Origin of the sequence: Streptomyces lydicus, from assembly GCF_000717345.1 — a bacterium.
GTDB lineage: Bacteria > Actinomycetota > Actinomycetes > Streptomycetales > Streptomycetaceae > Streptomyces > Streptomyces lydicus.
This window is the reverse complement of record NZ_JNZA01000070.1, coordinates 1-16,984: the sequence shown is the minus strand read 5'-3', so window position 1 is coordinate 16,984 and position 16,984 is coordinate 1. Positions and strand designations below refer to the sequence as shown.

General features: G+C 72.8%; 14 protein-coding genes, 3 pseudogenes and 1 riboswitch. Of the genes and pseudogenes, 5 read left to right on the top strand and 12 right to left on the bottom strand.

The genetic code is table 11. The annotated features are described in order from the left end of the window. The 3 genes and pseudogenes from OO62_RS35585 to OO62_RS35575 all read right to left on the bottom strand — a co-directional run. Positions 1-396: pseudogene (locus OO62_RS35585) on the bottom strand (metallophosphoesterase); the annotation flags it as partial. A 249-nt stretch (positions 397-645) separates the two neighbouring features. Then, a pseudogene (gene gntA / locus OO62_RS35580) lies at positions 646-1,272 on the bottom strand (guanitoxin biosynthesis heme-dependent pre-guanitoxin N-hydroxylase GntA); the annotation flags it as partial. Positions 1,273-1,569: 297 nt separating this feature from the next. Next, complete coding sequence (locus OO62_RS35575; RefSeq protein ID WP_051733888.1) at positions 1,570-1,899, bottom strand: SCO4848 family membrane protein; 330 nt, start codon at positions 1,897-1,899, stop codon at positions 1,570-1,572. Between the two features lie 10 nt (positions 1,900-1,909). Here OO62_RS35575 and OO62_RS35570 point away from each other — a divergent pair, with 10 nt between their 5' ends. Further along, on the top strand, positions 1,910-3,340 hold the full coding sequence (locus OO62_RS35570) for a D-alanyl-D-alanine carboxypeptidase family protein (protein ID WP_033271865.1): 1,431 nt from the start codon (positions 1,910-1,912) through the stop codon (positions 3,338-3,340). A 25-nt stretch (positions 3,341-3,365) separates the two neighbouring features. Here the strand turns inward: OO62_RS35570 and OO62_RS35565 are convergent, their stop codons facing one another. From OO62_RS35565 to OO62_RS35550, 4 genes are all read right to left on the bottom strand, one after another. Further along, on the bottom strand, positions 3,366-4,343 hold the full coding sequence (locus tag OO62_RS35565) for a YihY/virulence factor BrkB family protein (protein WP_033271864.1): 978 nt from the start codon (positions 4,341-4,343) through the stop codon (positions 3,366-3,368). A 170-nt stretch (positions 4,344-4,513) separates the two neighbouring features. Beyond that, positions 4,514-5,098, bottom strand: coding sequence for a 2'-5' RNA ligase family protein (locus OO62_RS35560; protein ID WP_033271863.1), 585 nt, complete (start codon positions 5,096-5,098; stop codon positions 4,514-4,516). Positions 5,099-5,282: 184 nt separating this feature from the next. Further along, a complete protein-coding gene (trpS, locus tag OO62_RS35555) occupies positions 5,283-6,293 on the bottom strand; it encodes a tryptophan--tRNA ligase (protein ID WP_033271862.1) in 1,011 nt (336 codons plus the stop codon). 467 nt (positions 6,294-6,760) lie between these two features. Further along, a complete protein-coding gene (locus OO62_RS35550) occupies positions 6,761-8,047 on the bottom strand; it encodes a serine hydroxymethyltransferase (RefSeq protein WP_033271861.1) in 1,287 nt (428 codons plus the stop codon). A gap of 39 nt (positions 8,048-8,086) precedes the next feature. Beyond that, positions 8,087-8,177, bottom strand: a riboswitch (ZMP/ZTP riboswitch). A gap of 138 nt (positions 8,178-8,315) precedes the next feature. On the opposite strand from OO62_RS35550, the gene rocD reads away from it, so the two are divergent. Both rocD and OO62_RS35540 read left to right on the top strand, forming a co-directional pair. Next, positions 8,316-9,521: an ornithine--oxo-acid transaminase gene (rocD, locus tag OO62_RS35545; RefSeq protein WP_033271860.1), complete on the top strand. Its 1,206-nt coding sequence runs from the start codon at positions 8,316-8,318 to the stop codon at positions 9,519-9,521. Positions 9,522-9,925: 404 nt separating this feature from the next. Beyond that, positions 9,926-10,288 carry a hypothetical protein gene (locus OO62_RS35540; protein ID WP_033271859.1) on the top strand — a complete coding sequence of 121 codons (363 nt, stop codon included), beginning with the start codon at positions 9,926-9,928 and terminating at the stop codon, positions 10,286-10,288. Between the two features lie 80 nt (positions 10,289-10,368). On the opposite strand, the gene OO62_RS35535 is transcribed toward OO62_RS35540, so the two are convergent. Continuing rightward, a complete protein-coding gene (locus OO62_RS35535) occupies positions 10,369-11,559 on the bottom strand; it encodes a glutathionylspermidine synthase family protein (protein WP_033271858.1) in 1,191 nt (396 codons plus the stop codon). 17 nt (positions 11,560-11,576) lie between these two features. Then, the gene (locus OO62_RS35530) at positions 11,577-11,984 is read right to left on the bottom strand and encodes a hypothetical protein (RefSeq protein ID WP_033271869.1); all 408 of its coding nucleotides are present in this window, start codon (positions 11,982-11,984) and stop codon (positions 11,577-11,579) included. 116 nt (positions 11,985-12,100) lie between these two features. On the opposite strand from OO62_RS35530, the gene OO62_RS35525 reads away from it, so the two are divergent. Next, positions 12,101-12,985, top strand: a complete 885-nt coding sequence (locus OO62_RS35525; RefSeq protein ID WP_228332515.1) for a hypothetical protein — start codon at positions 12,101-12,103, stop codon at positions 12,983-12,985. A 95-nt stretch (positions 12,986-13,080) separates the two neighbouring features. Here OO62_RS35525 and OO62_RS39810 read toward each other — a convergent pair whose 3' ends face one another. Both OO62_RS39810 and OO62_RS35515 read right to left on the bottom strand, forming a co-directional pair. Beyond that, positions 13,081-15,360 (bottom strand): beta strand repeat-containing protein, encoded by a 2,280-nt coding sequence (locus tag OO62_RS39810; protein WP_078617538.1) that lies wholly within the window; start codon positions 15,358-15,360, stop codon positions 13,081-13,083. Next, a complete protein-coding gene (locus OO62_RS35515) occupies positions 15,315-15,815 on the bottom strand; it encodes an Ig-like domain-containing protein (protein ID WP_169748618.1) in 501 nt (166 codons plus the stop codon). The genes OO62_RS39810 and OO62_RS35515 overlap by 46 nt, the downstream gene beginning before the upstream one ends. A gap of 26 nt (positions 15,816-15,841) precedes the next feature. Here OO62_RS35515 and OO62_RS40140 point away from each other — a divergent pair, with 26 nt between their 5' ends. Continuing rightward, positions 15,842-16,102: a hypothetical protein gene (locus OO62_RS40140; RefSeq protein ID WP_033271855.1), complete on the top strand. Its 261-nt coding sequence runs from the start codon at positions 15,842-15,844 to the stop codon at positions 16,100-16,102. 5 nt (positions 16,103-16,107) lie between these two features. On the opposite strand, the pseudogene OO62_RS41835 reads toward OO62_RS40140, so the two are convergent. Continuing rightward, positions 16,108-16,872, bottom strand: a pseudogene (locus OO62_RS41835) (Ig-like domain-containing protein); the annotation flags it as partial. Positions 16,873-16,984 lie beyond the last annotated feature (112 nt).

The following is a 16,984-nucleotide window of genomic DNA, read 5'->3' as shown; positions in this document are numbered from 1 at the left end:
GGCCCGGGAGGCGTCGGGCGCGGGGGCGGGGGCCGGGACGGAGGGCCCGGCCGTGGCGGGCGCGTCGGGCTCGCGGTCCTTGCGGCGGGCCGGAACCCGTAGCCACACCGCGCGCACGACTTCGCCGGCCAGCAGGCCCAGCACGAGGTAGAGCACGAGCGCCAGCCACAGGTAGCCGGGCCAGGCCAGCACCTGCTGGAGGAGGAAGGGCAGGCCGGCCCGGCCGGCGAGCAGGGCGCCGAGGGCGAGCAGCGGCAGCACGACGAGGGCCGCCGTGCCCGCCCGCCGCGGCCGGCTGCCCGGCGTGGTCGTGTCGCGGACGAGCCGGCACCACAGATAGCGGTGCACCCCGAAGAACAGCCCGAGCACCGGGACCACGATCAGGGCAAAGATCACGGCGTCTCCCCTTACGGTTGCGCGCTCCTGCGACGGCTGAGCACGCACGCTATCCATTGTGCGGGGAGGGACGCGTGCGGGAGAGGGGCGCCCAGGAGGCGTACGGGGTGTACGGGGCGTGTGGGGAGGGACGGCCCGCCCTCATGGGCGGGCCGGAGGGGCGGGCCGGAGAGCCGGCCGCCGGGCTCACACCCCCGTGGGCGCCAGTTCGCGTTCCCGGTCCGTCTCGCGGGCCGCGAAGGGGCACTGCCACTCGGGGGGCTTGGGGCGGCCGGAGTAGCGGCGGGCCTCGGAGAGTTCTTCGTACTCGTGGAGGTTGGGGTTGATGTCGCCCTGCAGCTTGATGTCCTGCTTGCGTATCTTCTCCGCCAGCCGGTCCCACATCCCGGCGCCCTTGATCCGGGTGAACTGCTCGTGGGAGTTGAAGGCCAGCATCGGGAAGGGCGGGCGGCGGCCCCACCGGCGGTGGGTCTCGTGCAGCCCGATCACGAAGAACGGATGACCGGCCACGCTGTACGCGAATTCTCTGGCCTGCGGGTCCGAGGAATAGCCCTCCGCCCAGTGGTGGTTCTCCGCGTCCTGTTCGTGCAGCAGCTGGAGGTGCTGCCAGAGCAGCTCCTCGAAGCGCAGCTCGTCCACCCCGCGCGGCTGCTCGAAGGTCGCGACGAAACTCGTGAACGTCCGGGCGCTCCAGTTCGCCGAACCGACGAACTCCGCGAGATCGAGCGCCATCAGACGGGCCGACTCCGCGCCCCCCAGCAGGTCATAGTGCCGGTGTGCGATGCCTCCCTGGCGCCAGGCGGAACGACCCGCCAGACAGGAGAACCGGTCTCCCAGGATGAACCGCTCGACCTCGTCACGCGCATCCGACGTCATGGCCAGCCTTCCTTCCACCTACGTACCTCCTCGGGGGAGATCATCTCCTTCACGGAATCCGACAGGCGCCCACCCCAGCCCCGCGCACCCGGGCCCCACGGGACGGCTGCGGCAGCCGTCGCCGCACACGGGCAGGACCGGGTCCGAAGGGGAAAACGGGGAGGGTCGCTGGGTGATTGTGACCGCCCGAAGCCGATCGGCGAAATGCCCGAAGCGGCGTCCGTGGCGACGATTCGCTCACATCGCCCGATGAGCACGGCGTTTCACCCAACGTGAGGGATCCGGGCGCGTCTCGGGTCAGCCGGCGGCGTCGGTCCGGTCGTCGGCGGGGTGCCGGTCCGCACCCTGCGCCTGCTGCCGGCGCAGCGCCCGTACGCCACGGAACCCGATCACGCCGATTGCCGTCCCCAAGAGAAAGGAAGCCACCGCGAGCAGGAGATGGACCCAGAAGTAGGCGGTCGGGTCACCCGCGTCGTCGAAGGCGAGACCGCTCCCGTCCTTCCAGAGGTTCTTGACGAAAGTGATCCAGATGAACCAGCTCCACACCCCGAAGGCAAGCAGGAACCAGGCCACCGGGCGCGAGAGAGTCGTGGGGGTGCGGGGAGAGTCCGCCGAGGAACGCAGCATGCGTTCCAGTATGGGCAGCGGCTCCATCCGGCGGTCGGGAGGGGCACTCTTCCGTGGGGTGCTGTCGGCGGCGGGGGCAAAGGGGGGTACGTTCACCGACGTGCCGACGACCTTCTGTGCTTCCACGGCTTCCACGGCCGCCACCGGACCGCTCGCCCCGGCCGCCTCCGCCGCGACCGGCAGCGCCGGACGCGCGGCGCGTAACGGCTTCCCCCTGCGCACCGTCGCCGCGCTGGCCGCCACCGGGCTGCTGGGCACCCCGCTGCTGGCCGGCACCGCCCACGCCGACCCCAAGGCCCCGGCGCCGCCGGCGAAGATGTCGCAGATCGGCGGGGACCGGCTGGGTACGCCCGGCGTCCACGTGCAGCCGAAGCCCGGGGCGCCGAAGCTGCCGGGCCCGGACGCGCTGACCGCCCGGTCGTGGATCGTCTCGGACGCCGAGTCCGGCAAGGTGCTGGCCGCGAAGAACCCGCACTGGCAGCTCGCGCCGGCCAGCACCCTGAAGATGCTGTTCGCGGACACCGTGATGCCGAAGTTCCCCAAGAACCAGAAGCACACCGTCAAGCCCGCCGACCTCGCCGGCATGGGCGTGGGCAGCAGCCTGGTCGGGATAAAGGAGAACCTCACCTACACGGTCCACGACCTGTGGCTCGGGGTCTTCCTGCGGTCCGGGAACGACGCGGTGCACACGCTCTCGGCGATGAACGGCGGCACGGCGGCCACCGTCGCGCAGATGCAGCAGCACGCCAAGGAGCTGAACGCCAACGACACGCACGTCGTGACGCCGGACGGCTATGACGCGCCGGGGCAGGTCTCCAGCGCGTACGACCTGAGCCTGTTCGCGCGGGCCGGGCTCCAGAACGCCGACTTCCGCGAGTACTGCTCGACGGCGAGCGCCCAGTTCCCCGGCGACAAGGGCAAGGACGGCAAGCGCGCGACGTTCGGCATCCAGAACACCAACCGGCTGCTCAGCGGCGACTACGACATGAAGCCGTACCCGGGGATCGCCGGGGTGAAGAACGGCTCGACCACCAACGCCGGTTCGACCTTCACCGGCGTGGCGCAGCGGGGCGACCGCAAGCTGCTGGTGACGGTGATGAACCCGGCGAAGAAGGTGCACAACGAGGCGTACCGGGAGGCCGCGCAGCTGCTGGACTGGGGCTTCGCCGCGGCCGACAAGGTGGAGCCGGTCGGCCGGCTGGTCGGGCCGCGCAGCGAGGACGACGGCCGGGGCGCGGTGGCCCCCGCGAAGCACCGCAAGGGCGCGAACGACAGCAACCAGGCCGCGCTGGACAGCACCGGCGGGCCGGGCGGCGCCTGGACCGCGGTGGGGATCGGCGGCGGCGCGGTGGTGCTGCTGGGTCTTGTGGGGCTGGCCGTGCACCGCAGGTGGCCGCTGCCGGCGCTGGTCCGCGGGCGGGGGCGGCGCTCGGGCAGGTGAGACACGGCCGCGGGGCGGCGGGGGCTCAGCCCTCCCGCCCCTCGGGTGCCGTCGCGGTACCGTCCGGCCCGTCGGCCCCGTCCGCCCGCTCCCGGACACCCGCGCCGTCCGCCTCCTCCGCGCCTTCCGTCTCCTCCCTCTCCTCCGCCTCGTCCGTCTCCTCCTGGGTGGCCGTCCACGAGGCGCAGTACACCAGCAGCTTCGCGGTGAAGTTGATCCACAGCAGCAGGGCGATCGGCGTGCCGAAGGCGCCGTACATGCTGCGCGAGGCGACGCCCCTGAGGTAGCCGCTGAGCAGCAGCTTGAGCAGTTCGAAGCCGATCGCGCCCATGAGGCCGGCGACCACCACGGCGCGCCGCGGCGGATGGGCGCCGGGGAGCCTGGTCAGGATGTAGGCCAGCAGCAGGAAGTCCGCGAGGACGGCGATGCAGAAGCCGGCGACCGAGAGCAGGACGGCGCCGGCCCCGCCCTCCGGCAGGCCGATCGCGTCGGCCGCCTTGCCGACCGCCGCGGAGGCGAAGGTGGAGCAGGCGACCGAGAGCACCGCGACGCCGCCGAGGCCGAGCAGCAGGGCGCCGTCCCGGAGCTTGCCGAGGAAGAAGTTGTCCTCCTCGTCGTCCTTCTCCCACACGGCGCGCAGGCAGTCGCGCAGCGACTCGACCCAGCCGATGCCGGTGAGCAGCAGCACGCCACCGGCGACCAGCCCGATGGTGGTGGCGTTGTCGACGAGTGAGGCGAGGTCGAGCTGTTGGGCGATGCCGGGGATCTGCTCGGCGATCTTGGTTTGCAGCTTGTGCACCCCGCTGGGGCCGAGCAGCGCGGCGCTGATCGCGGCGGCGACGGTGAGCAGCGGGAACAGGGCGACGAAGCTGGTGAAGGTGATCGCCGCGGAGAGCCGGGTCCACTTCACCCGCAGCATGCGCTGGTAGGCGCGCCAGAGGTGGGTGGTCATCAGCCAGGTGACGGCCGGTCCGATCACCGGCAGCTTGCTCAGCCAGTCCATGGCGTTCCCCTTGTGCCCCCGTTGCCCGCCGGCCCGGGCCGGTTGTGCGGCGGGTGGCCCGGCCGATCCGGAGCCCTAGCGTCCGCGTACCCCGGGAACACCGCCGCTCATGCGTCGGCGTGGGCCATCGTGTGGACCGCCGGCCGGGCACGGCCCGGAGCGGGCACCGCTCAGCAGGAGGGGGCGGGCGGACGGGAGAGGTCGGCGGCCTGGCGGGGGACGGCTGCCGTGCGGGGGCCGAAGGGGTACTCCCGCTCCAGGCGCCACACCGCGTCCGCGCCCTGCTCGTAGAGGGCGAAGCCGCTGATCGTCCAGGTGGCGGAGAAGTCCCTCAGCTCGTCCTGGGCGCGGTCCATGGCCGCCTCGGCGATGCCGTGGGCGACGGTCACGTGCGGGTGGTACGGGAACTGCAGCTCACGGGCGCAGGGGCCGGAGGTGGCGCGCACCCGGGCCTGGAGCGCGGTGCAGCCGGCCTCCCCCTCGGTGACCTTCACGAAGACGACCGGGGAGAGCGGGCGGAAGGTGCCGGTGCCTTCCAGGCGGAGCGGGAAGGGGCGGCAGCCGGCCGCGACCTCGGCGAGGTGGCGCTCGACGGCGGGCAGCGCGTCGGTGTGCACCTCCGTCGGCGGGAGGAGGGTGATGTGCGTGGGGATGCCGTGTGCGGCGGGGTCCCCGAAGCCCGCGCGCTTCCGCTGGAGGAAGCGGCCGTACGGCTCCGGGACCGCGATCGAAACGCCCAGCGTTACGGTCCCCACTGCGTTCTCCCTCCTGACGTGTGTGCGGCGCGCTCGCGCACCCTCCTAGTGTGCCGGGTGCGCGCCCTTCGCGGGGAGCGTCCTCGGCTCTGTTGCGGGCAGGCACAAGGGCCCCCGCAGGTGGGGGCCCCTGGTTCTGCGGGCGTCGCGCGGGCCGCCCGGGCGGGCCGCGCGGACGGTCCCGTCAGTGCTTGGCCGGCAGGAATCCGAGCCGGTCATACGTGGTGGCGAGGGTCTCCGCGGCGACCGCACGCGCCTTCTCCGCGCCCTTGGCCAGGATCGAGTCCAGCGTCTCGGGGTCGTCCAGGTATTCCTGGGTGCGGTCCCGGAACGGTGTGACGAAGTCGACCATCACCTCGGCGAGATCGGTCTTGAGAGCGCCGTACATCTTGCCCTCGTACTTCTGCTCCAGCTCCGCGATCGAGGCGCCCGTGAGGGTGGAGTAGATCGTCAGGAGGTTGGAGACGCCCGGCTTGTTCTCGGCGTCGTAGCGGATCACGGTGTCGGTGTCCGTGACGGCGCTCTTGACCTTCTTCGCGCTGACCTTCGGGTCGTCGAGGAGGTTGATCAGACCCTTGGGGCTGGCGGCCGACTTGCTCATCTTGGCCGACGGGTCCTGCAGGTCGTAGATCTTCGCCGTCTCCTTGAGGATGTACGGCGCGGGGATCGTGAAGGTGTCGCCGTAGCGGGTGTTGAAGCGCTCGGCGAGGTCGCGGGTCAGCTCGATGTGCTGGCGCTGGTCCTCGCCGACCGGGACCTGGTGGGCCTGGTAGAGCAGGATGTCCGCGACCTGGAGGACCGGGTACGTGAACAGGCCGACGGAGGTGCGGTCGGCGCCCTGCTTGGCGGACTTGTCCTTGAACTGGGTCATGCGGGACGCCTCGCCGAAGCCGGTGAGGCAGTTCATGACCCAGGCGAGCTGGGCGTGCTCGGGCACATGGCTCTGCACGAAGAGGGTGCAGCGCTCCGGGTCGAGGCCGGCCGCGAGCAGCTGGGCGGCCGCGATCCGGGTGTTGCTGCGCAGCTCGGCCGGGTCCTGCGGAACGGTGATCGCATGCAGGTCGACGACCATGTAGAAGGCGTCGTGGGACTCCTGAAGCGCCACCCACTGGCGCACCGCACCGAGGTAGTTGCCGAGGTGGAAGGAGCCGGCCGTGGGCTGGATACCGGAGAGTACGCGCGGGCGGTGCTGCATGGCGGAGCCATCCCCCTGAGGGCGGTGGTGGGCGACGGGCGGGCGATCAAGAGCCATGGCACCGATTGTCTCAGGTCGCGCGGGCTCCCCGGGCGTGGAGGCCCCTGGGGGGCGGCCGAACACATCCCGTAGGGGATGCGCGGGCCCCCTCGGGGCCTCAACGCGGGGGTTACCGGGGGGTATTCCCGGGGGGCGGGGCCTCGGGGGAGGCGCGGGAACAGGCCCTCGGGGGGAGGCCCGGGGGGCAGGCCCCGGGGTGTCAGGCCCCCGGGGGCGCCGGGTCAGGCGCCGAGGGACAGACCCGGGGCCAGGCACCGAGGGCGGCCCCGGGCCAGGCGCCGACGGGCAGGTCCGGAGGGCAGGCGCGCCGACAGGCAGACCCCGGGCCAGGCACCGACAGGCAGACCCAGAGGCCAGCCACCGACACACAGCCTCGGGGTCGGCCGCCAACGCGCAGACCCCGGGGGTCAGCCGCCGACGGGCAGGCCCGGGGCCGGGTGGGCCGCCATCAGTTCGGCGACCTCCGTGCGGATCACCGACAGGGTCTCCTCGTCGCCGTTCGCCGCGGCCCGTACGCCGCGGTCGATCCACTCCGCGACCAGCGGCATCCGGTCCGCGCCCAGTCCGCGGGAGGTGAGCGAGGGGGTGCCGATGCGGATGCCGGAGGGGTCGAAGGGCTTGCGGGGGTCGAAGGGGACGGTGTTGTAGTTGACGACGATGCCGGCCCGGTCCAGGGCCTTGGCGGCGACCTTGCCGGGGACGTCCTTGGAGGTGAGGTCGATCAGCACCAGGTGGTTGTCGGTGCCGCCGGAGACCAGGTCGAAGCCGCGGGCCAGCAGCGCCTCGGCGAGCGCCTTGGCGTTGGCGACGACGGCGTGCGCGTAGTCCCGGAAGGACGGGGCGGCCGCCTCGCGCAGCGCGACCGCGATGGCGGCGGTGGTGTGGTTGTGCGGGCCGCCCTGGAGGCCGGGGAAGACGGCCTTGTCGACGGCCTTGGCGTGGCTCGCCCGGGACATCAGCATGGCGCCGCGCGGCCCGCGCAGGGTCTTGTGCGTGGTGGTGGAGATGACGTCCGCGTGCGGCACGGGCGACGGGTGGGCGCCGCCCGCGATCAGCCCGGCGATGTGGGCGATGTCGGCGACCAGAACGGCGTCGACCTCCCGGGCGATCTCGCCGAAGGCGGCGAAGTCGATGGTGCGCGGGACGGCCGTACCGCCACAGAAGATGATCTTCGGGCGTTCCTTGCGGGCGAGGTCGCGCACCTCGTCGAAGTCGATGAGCCCGCTGTCGGCGCGTACGCCGTACTGGACGCCGCGGAACCACGTGCCGGTCGCCGAGACACCCCAGCCGTGGGTGAGGTGGCCGCCCATCGGCAGCGCCATGCCCAGCACCGTGTCGCCGGGCTCGGCGAAGGCCAGGTAGGCGGCGAGGTTGGCCGGCGAGCCGGAGTACGGCTGGACGTTGGCGTGTTCCACGCCGAAGACGGCCTTGGCGCGCTCGACGGCCAGCGTCTCGACGCGGTCGATGTTCTGCTGGCCTTCGTAGTAGCGACGGCCCGCGTACCCCTCGCTGTACTTGTTCTGGAGGACGGTGCCGGTGGCTTCCAGGACGGCGGCGGAGACGTAGTTCTCGCTGGGGATCAGCCGCAGCGTGTCGGCCTGGAGCCGCTCCTCGGCGACGACGAGAGCGGCCAGTTCGGGGTCGGTGGCGCGCAGCGCGGCATGCGGGGCGGGGTGCGGAGAGGTAAGTGACATGGCGTCCTCCGGGGCGCTCGATCGGTGGTCCGGTCGGGTCCCGGGTGCCCAGGCGGGCGGCACCTCGTGATGGTGGCCGCGCACCGCTCCCTCGGGGTCGCTTCCCCGTACGCCAGTCGCGATGCGCACCGCCGAGTCTAGACGCCGCACCCGGCGGAGCCGGGACCACCCGACCGCCCGCGCGGCTTCCGAACACACCGCTCGCGCGGCACTATAGAGGGGCATATCGGCGCATATGCCCCGTACGGCCTACCGAAACGGAGACCCGGTGACGTCCACGGAACGCAGCATCGCCGCCGCCGAAGCCCACAGCGCGCACACCTACCACCCGCTCCCCGTCGTCGTGGCCACCGCCGAGGGCGCCTGGATGACGGATGTGGAGGGCCGGCGCTATCTGGACATGCTCGCCGGCTACTCCGCGCTGAACTTCGGGCACGGCAACCGCCGCCTGCTCGACGCCGCCCGGGCCCAGCTGGAACGGGTCACGCTCACCTCCCGCGCCTTCCACCACGACCGGTTCGGGGACTTCTGCACGCAGCTGGCCGAGCTGTGCGGGATGGAGCTGGTGCTGCCGATGAACACGGGCGCCGAGGCGGTCGAGACGGCGATCAAGACGGCCCGCAAGTGGGGCTACAAGATCAAGGGCGTGCCGGACGGCCGCGCGCGGATCATCGTCGCCGACAACAACTTCCACGGCCGCACGACCACCATCGTCTCCTTCTCCACCGACGCCGAGGCCCGCGCCGACTTCGGCCCGTACACCCCCGGCTTCGACGTCGTCCCCTACGGCGACCTCGCCGCGCTGGAGGCCGCCGTCGTCGACGACACGGTGGCCGTTCTGCTGGAGCCCGTCCAGGGCGAGGCGGGCGTCCTGGTGCCGCCGCCGGGCTACCTCGCGGGCGTACGGGAGCTGACCCGGCGCCGGAACGTGCTGTTCATCGCCGACGAGATCCAGTCCGGCCTGGGCCGCACCGGCCGGACCTTCGCCTGTGAGCACGAGAACGTCGTCCCGGACGTGTACGTCCTGGGCAAGGCGCTGGGCGGCGGGGTGGTGCCGGTGTCGGCGGTGGTCTCGTCCCGCGACGTGCTGGGCGTCTTCGCGCCCGGCGAGCACGGTTCGACGTTCGGCGGCAACCCGCTGGCCTGCGCGGTGGCGCTGGAGGTCATCGCGATGCTGCGGACCGGCGAATTCCAGCAGCGCGCCACGGAGTTGGGTGACCATCTGCACAGCGAGCTGGGGCTGCTGGTGGGCGACGGGGCGGTGGACGCGGTCCGCGGCCGCGGCCTGTGGGCCGGGGTGGACATCAACCCCTCGCGCGGCACCGGGCGGGCCGTCTCCGAGGAGCTGCTGACGCGCGGGGTGCTGGTCAAGGACACCCACGGCGCCACCATCCGCCTCGCCCCGCCGCTGGTGATCAGCAAGGAGGACCTGGACTGGGGACTGGCCCGGCTGCGGGACGTACTGGGGGCATGAAGGGGGCGGCGGACGGGCAGCGGGCGGCCGGCGGGCGAAAGCGGCCCCGGCCACCCGCTGTGCCATGCCCCGGCCCGGGGACCGGGCGCGAAACTGCCAGGAGTCGGGAATTCAGCTCGGAATCATGAGCCGGGCGCGTTCGTGGAGTTCCCGCGCGGCGTGGTTCCTGAGATGAGGGTGGATGAGCTTGAGCATTTTTTGCATACGTTGATCCGCCCGCCCTGACTGCTGCGGTTGCTGTTTCCCGCGCGAGGCGGCCACCGGTCGGCCGGCGCGCCGCCCGGTACGAGGGGAGAGCCGCACCGGCGACGCCTGCAGCGTCAGCGGCGTCGCGCGTTATGGCTTGCCGTCCAGGGGTACGACGTCGGTCCGCGCCGGATGCACGGGGCGGAGGTGGCAACGGGATGAACACCATGGGCACCGTGCGGCTGCTGCCGTGGACCGGTCCGGACGGGAAACCGTGCTTCCTGTTGGGCGACGGGACCGGATACGTCTCCCGCATCGCCGACCGGATGGAGGAGGAGCAGCTCGGTTCGGCCACCGACCTCATCGACGAAGCCCGCCAATTGCTCGGCGAACGGTCCTGGACACCCGGGGAATTGCACCTGCTGGCAGTTGAATTGACCGCCGCCCTCGTCCGTGTGCACCGGGTGGCCGAGAGCCGGGGCGCGCGCTTGACCGAAGCCGAGCGCGAGGCGCCGGACGCAGACGAGGCGCCGGACGCGGACGGCGACGGGCCCCGGCTTCCGGCGGAGGCGTTCGGATGAATCGGTGGCGGGCGGAACGCCGCGGGCGTAGAGCCCGGCGAGCCGTGCCCGCACCGGCCGCAGCCGCAGCCGCAGCGGGCTCAGCGGATCACATGGGGCACGAAGCGCGCGTACTCGTCCGTGACCGGGCCGGCCGACTCCCGGATGCCGAGCCCGGCCGCCTCGTCCTCGACGACCCACGCACCGAGGACGACGCGGTTGCCGTCGAAGTCCGGCAGCGGCGCCAGCTCCTGGTAGCAGCAGGGGTCCTCGGGCCCGCGCAGCACCGGCTCGGCCCCCGGCTCGTGCAGGGTGACGCCGGCGCCCTCCCGGCCGAGCAGCGGCTTGGCCGCGTACCCGCGGGTGTGCGCCAGCTCGCGCGGCCCGTCGAGGTAGGCGGGCAGCAGGTTCGGGTGGCCCGGGTACAGCTCCCACAGGACCGCCAGCAGCGCCTTGTTGGACAGCAGCATCTTCCAGGCGGGTTCGATCCACAGGGTGGAGCCGGTGCCGCCGCCGTTGTCGAGCGTGTCCAGGACGTACGGGCCGAAGTCGTCGGTGGCCAGCCACTCCCACGGGTAGAGCTTGAAGCAGGCCCGCACGAAGCGCAGCCGCTGGTCCACGAAGCGGCCCGCGAGCCGGTCCCAGCCGATGTCCTCCACCGGGATCGACACGGTCGCCAGGCCCGCCTGCTGGGCCGTCTCCTCCAGGTAGGCGACGGTCATCAGGTCCTCCCCGAGCTCGTCGCCCGCGGAGTGCGCGAAGTGCACCGGCGCGCCGGGCGGCAGCAGCGGCGCCTGCCGTTTCCAGGCCGCCACCAGCCGCTCGTGCAGCGAGTTCCACTGGTCGGCGCCGGGGAACCGCTCCTCCATCCAGAACCACTGCGGGCTGGCCGCCTCCACCAGCGACGTCGGGGTGTCGGCGTTGTACTCCAGCATCTTGGCCGGGCCGGTGCCGTCGTAGTGCAGGTCGAACCGCCCGTAGAGGGAAGGGAGTTCGGCGCGCCGCCGCCAGGACTCGGCGACCAGCCCGGCTAGCCGGGGGTCGGTGATCCCCAGGTCGGCGAAGCGGTCACGGGTGACGAGGTGCTCGGCGGCGGCCAGGCACATCGCGTGCAGCTCCTCGACGACCTCCTCCAGCGCCTCGACCTCCGGGAGGGTGAACGCGTAGTAGGCGCTCTCGTCCCAGTACGGGCGCAGCGAGTCGTCCGGGTAGCGGGTGAGCGGGTAGATCAGGCCCTGCGCCTCGACGGTCTGCTGCCAGCCGGGGCGGGGCTGGATGGTGTGGCGTTCCATGCCGGTGCCGGGTCCGCTCAGCCGCCGAAGGAGCCGTGGTGGCCGCCGGAGGAGCTGTGGCCCGAGCCGGAGCAGCCGAAGCCGCCGCGGTTGACGGCGGTGGTCTTGCTGAAGGTGCCCTGGTCGGCGTACGAGCCGCCCTTGCTGCCGTCGTAGTACCACTGGGCGTCCACCGACTGCTTGCCCGTGCCGCGGCCGTTCCTGCCGCCCCCGCCGCCGGTGGCGCCGCTCCCGGAGGACGAGCCGCCCGCCGAGCAGTTCTTGGCGTCGACGACGCGGTAGCCCTTGACCACGTCGTAGCTGTTGCGGTCCACGCAGCGCTTGTCGGGCTCGGAGCCGCAGGACGTCAGGGCCGCGGCCAGCGCGCCCATCCCGCCCAGGACCACCGTGCTCGACCGCAGCCGTCGGCGTGCTTTCTCGGCCATCTTCCGCATCCCCCGTCAACGGTCACCTGTGTGAGCCCGGCAAGCCTAGAGGGACGCTGCCCGCCCCCGGGCCGCGGCCCTGCCGCCTTTCCGACTCGCCCCCTACAGTCGGCTCCATGCTCCTTGGGATGATCTGTGCCCTCGCTTCCGCCGTGTGCTTCGGCACCGGCTCCGTCCTGCAGGCGGTGGCCGCGCGGGGCACCGCCCCCGGTACGGGGTCGGGCGTCGACCCGCGCCTGCTGCTGCGGGTGCTGGGGCAGTGGCGGTATCTGCTCGGACTGGCGCTGGACGGCCTGGGGTTCGTGCTGGAACTCGTCGCGCTGCGGGCGCTGCCGATCTACACGGTCGGCGCGGCGCTCGCGGCCACCCTGGCGGTGACGGCGGTGGTGGCGGCGCCGGTGCTGCACACCCGGCTCGGCCTCGGCGAGTGGCTGGCGGTGGCTGTGGTCTGCGGTGGTCTGGCGATGCTCGCGCTGGCCTCCGGGGAGGAGGGGCACCTCCGGGGGACGCCCGGGCTGCGGATCGCGGTGCTGGTCTTCGCGGTGGCGGTGCTCGCGTCCGGGGCGGTGGCCGGGCGGCTGCCGGACCGCGCCCGGGCGGCGGCGCTCGGGTTCGGCGCCGGCTGCGGCTTCGGCGTGGTGGAGGTCGCGGTCCGCCTCATCGACGACTTCGCCCCGTCCGCGCTGCTCACCAACCCGGCCTGCTACGCGCTGCTGATCGGCGGCGGCGCCGCGTTCCTGCTGCTGACGACCGCCTTCCAGCGCGGTTCGGTCACCGCCGCCACCGCCGGCATGGTGATCGGCGAGACGATCGGCCCGGCGCTGGTCGGCGTCGCCTGGCTCGGCGACCGGACGCGGCCCGGCCTGGCCCCGCTGGCCGTCCTCGGCTTCGCGTGCGCGGTGGTCGGGGCGCTCGTCCTGGCCCGCTTCGGGGAGGCGCCGGCGGCGGAGCGGACCGAGCCGGAGAGCGAGCCGGCAGCGGCGGCACCAAAGGGCCGGTAGCGCGACCGGCCGGGGCGGCGCGGCGCATGCGGACGCCGGGCCGCCCCTGGGGGACGGCCCGGCGCCGTGTCGCGGGTCGCAGGAACGGGTGGAGGTCAGACCACGGTCTGGGTGTCGGTGTCGCTGGACGTGGTGAAGTTCCCGTCACCCGAGTACACCGCCGTGACGGTGTAGAGCCCGGCCGTGGCCAGCGGGGAGCTGACGGCGGCGACGCCGCTGCCGTCCACGGTCCCGGTGAGGTTCACGGTGGTCACACCGTCGGTGATGGTGAAGGCGACCGTTCCCGTCGGGATGCCCGCCCCCGGCGCCACCGCCGCCACGAAGGCGATGAACACGACCGTGTTGCCGACGGTGGACGGGTCGGGGAACGAGGTGACGGTGGTGACCGTCGACGCCTGGTTCACCGTCTGGGTGAGGGTGTCGCTGGAACTGCTGAAGTTGGCGTCACCGCTGTACGTCGCGGTCACGGTGTGCGCGCCGGCGTCGAGGGAGCTGGTGGTGACGCTCGCCGTGCCCCCGGAGACGGTGGCGGTCAGCGTGCCGCCCCCGCCGCCGCTGATGACGAAGGTCACCGTGCCGGTCACGGTGCCGGCCCCGGGCGCCACCGGCGCGACGGTGGCGGTGAAGGTGACCGGCTGCCCGAACACGGACGGGTTCTGCGACGAGGTCACCGAGGTGGTGGTCGCCGCCTGGTTGACCGTCTGGGTGTCGGACCCGCTGGACCCGGTGTAGTTGGCGTCGCCGCTGTAGGTCGCGGTGACGGTGTGCGCACCGGCGTCCAGAGCGGCGGTGACGGTAACGGTCCCCCCGGAGAGGGTGCCAATCAGGGTCGGGCCGCCGGAGATGACGAAGGTGACGGTCCCGGTGGGCGTGCCCGCGCCCGGCGCGACGGGCGCGACGGTGGCGGTGAACGTCACCGGCTGCCCGGCCACGGACGGGTCGGGAGCGGAGGTCACCGAAGTGGTGGTCGCCGCCTGGCCCACGGTCTGGGTGTCGGTCCCGACGGAACCCGCGAAGTCGGCGTCACCGCTGTAGGTCGCGGTCACCAGGTAAGTCCCCGCCGTCACCAGCCCGTTGGTGCTCACGCTGGCCGTGCCGCCGGCCAGGGTCCCGGTGAGGGTCACCGTGGTGAGGCCGTCGGTCGCCAGGAAGATCACCGTGCCGGTGGGCGTGCCCGCGCCCGGCGCGACCGGCGTGACGGTGGCGGTGAACGTCACCGTCTCCCCCACCACGGACGGGTCCGGTGACGTGGTCACCGCGGTGGTGGTCGCCGACTGGATCACCGTCTGGGTGTCGGTGCCGCTGGAGCCGGTGAAGTTGGCGTCACCGCTGTACGTCGCGGTCACGGTGTGCGTACCCGGGGTGAGGGCACTGGTCGTCACGCTGGCTGTACCGCCGGAGAGCGTGCCGGTCAGCGTCGGACCACCGGAGATGACGAAGGTGACCGTCCCGGTGGGCGCCCCCGCACCCGGCGGCACCGGCACCACGGTGGCGGTGAAGGTCACCGGCTGCCCGAAGACGGACGGGTCGGGAGAGGAGGTCACGGTGGTCGTGGTCGCCGCCGGGAGGACCGTCTGGGTGTCGGTACCGCTGGAGCCGGTGAAGTTGGCGTTACCGCTGTAGGTCGCCGTGACCAGGTAAGTCCCGGCCGTCACCAGCCCGTTGGTGGTCACGGTGGTGGTGCCGCCGACCAGCGTCCCGGTCAGGGTCACCGTGGTGAGCCCGTCGGTGGCAACGAAGGTGACCGTCCCGGTGGGAGTCCCCGCGCCGGGCGCGACGGGCGTGACGGTGGCGGTGAACGTCACCGGCTGCCCGACGACCGAGGGGTCGGGCGAGGTGGTCACGGTGGTCGTGGTCGCCGCCGGGTTGACCGTCTGGGTGTCGGTGCCGCTGGAGCCCGTGAAGTTGGCGTCACCGCTGTAGGTCGCCGTCACGGTGTGCGTACCGGAGGTCAGGGCACTGGTCGTCACGCTGGCGGTACCGCCCGAGAGCGTGCCGGTCAGGGTCGGGCCGCCGGAGATGACGAAGGTGACCGTGCCGGTGGGCGTCCCCGCCCCGGGAGCGACCGGCGCCACGGTCGCGGTGAACGTCACCGGCTGCCCCACCACCGACGGATCCGGCGACGAGGTGACCGTGGTCGTGGTCGCCGCCTGGACGACCGTCTGGGTGTCGGTTCCGACGGAACCCGTGAAGTTGGCGTTACCGCTGTAGGTCGCCGTGACCAGGTAACTCCCGGCCGTCACCAGCCCGTTGGTGGTCACGGTGACCGTGCCGCCGACCAGCGTCCCGGTCAGGGTCACCGTCGTGAGCCCGTCGGTGGCAACGAAGGTCACTGTCCCGGTGGGAGTGCCCGCGCCCGGCGCGACCGGCGCCACCGTCGCCGTGAAGCTGACGGACTGGTCGTCACGCTGGCGGTACCGCCGGAGAGGGTCCCGGTCAGGGTCGGGCCGCCGGAGATGACGAACGTGACCGTCCCGGTGGGCACCCCTGCCCCCGGCGCGACCGGCGTCACCGTCGCCGTGAACGTCACCGGCTGACCCACCACCGACGGATCCGGCGACGAGGTCACGGTGGTGATGGTCGCCGCCTGGCCCACGGTCTGGGTGTCGGTCCCGACGGAACCCGCGAAGTTGGCGTTACCGCTGTAGGTCGCCGTGACCACGTAACTCCCGGCCGTCACCAGTCCGTTGGTGGTCACGGTGGTGGTGCCGCCGACCAGCGTCCCGGTAAGGATCACCGTGGTGAGCCCGTCGGTCGCGACGAAGGTGACCGTGCCGGTGGGCGTGCCCGCGCCCGGCGCGACCGGTGTGACGGTGGCGGTGAACGTCACCGTCTCCCCCACCACGGACGGGTCCGGTGACGTGGTCAGTCGTCACGCTGGCGGTACCGCCGGAGAGGGTCCCGGTCAGGGTCGGGCCGCCGGAGATGACGAACGTGACCGTCCCGGTGGGCACCCCTGCCCCCGGCACGACCGGCGCGACCGTCGCCGTGAACGTCACCGGCTGCCCGACGACCGAGGGATCCGGCGACGAGGTCACGGTGGTGATGGTCGCCGCCTGGCCCACGGTCTGGGTGTCGGTCCCGACGGAACCAGTGAAGTTGGCGTCACCGCTGTAGGTCGCCGTGACCAGGTAAGTCCCGGCCGTCACCAGCCCGTTGGTGGTCACGGTGGTGGTGCCGCCGACCAGCGTCCCGGTCAGGGACACCGTGGTGACCCCGTTGGTGGCGACGAAGGTGATCGTGCCGGTGGGTGTCCCCGCGCCCGGCGCGACCGGCGCCACTGTCGCCGTGAAGCTGACCGACTGCCCGACGACGGACGGGTCGGGCGAGGTGGTCACCGTGGTCGTCGTCGCCGCCGGGAGGACCGTCTGGGTGTCGGTGCCGCTGGAGCCCGCAAAGTTGGCGTCGCCGCTGTACGTCGCCGTCACCGTGTGCGTACCGGCCGCGAGGGCACTGGTCGTCACGCTCGCCGTGCCACCGGAGAGGGTGCCGGTCAGCGTCGGCCCGCCGGAGATGACGAAGGTGACGGTCCCGGTGGGCGTCCCCGCACCGGGCGCGACCGGCGCCACCGTGGCGGTGAACGTCACCGGCTGCCCCACCACCGAGGGATCGGGCGACGACGTGACCGTGGTCGTCGTCGACGCCTGCCCTACGGTCTGGGTGTCGGTCCCGACGGAACCCGTGAAGTTGCCGTCACCGCTATAGGTCGCCGTGACCAGGTAACTCCCCGCTGTCACCAGCCCGTTGGTGGTGACACTCACGGTGCCGCCGGCCAGGGTCCCGGTCAGGGTCACCGTGGTAACCCCGTTGGTGGCGACGAAGGTGACCGTGCCGGTGGGCGTCCCCGCGCCCGGTGCGACCGGCGTGACGGTGGCGGTGAACGTCACCGACTCGCCCACCACGGACGGGTCGGGCGAGGAGGTCACCGTAGTCGTCGTCGACGCCGAGGTGACCGTCTGAGTGTCGATCCCGACGGAACCCGCGAAGTTGGCGTCACCG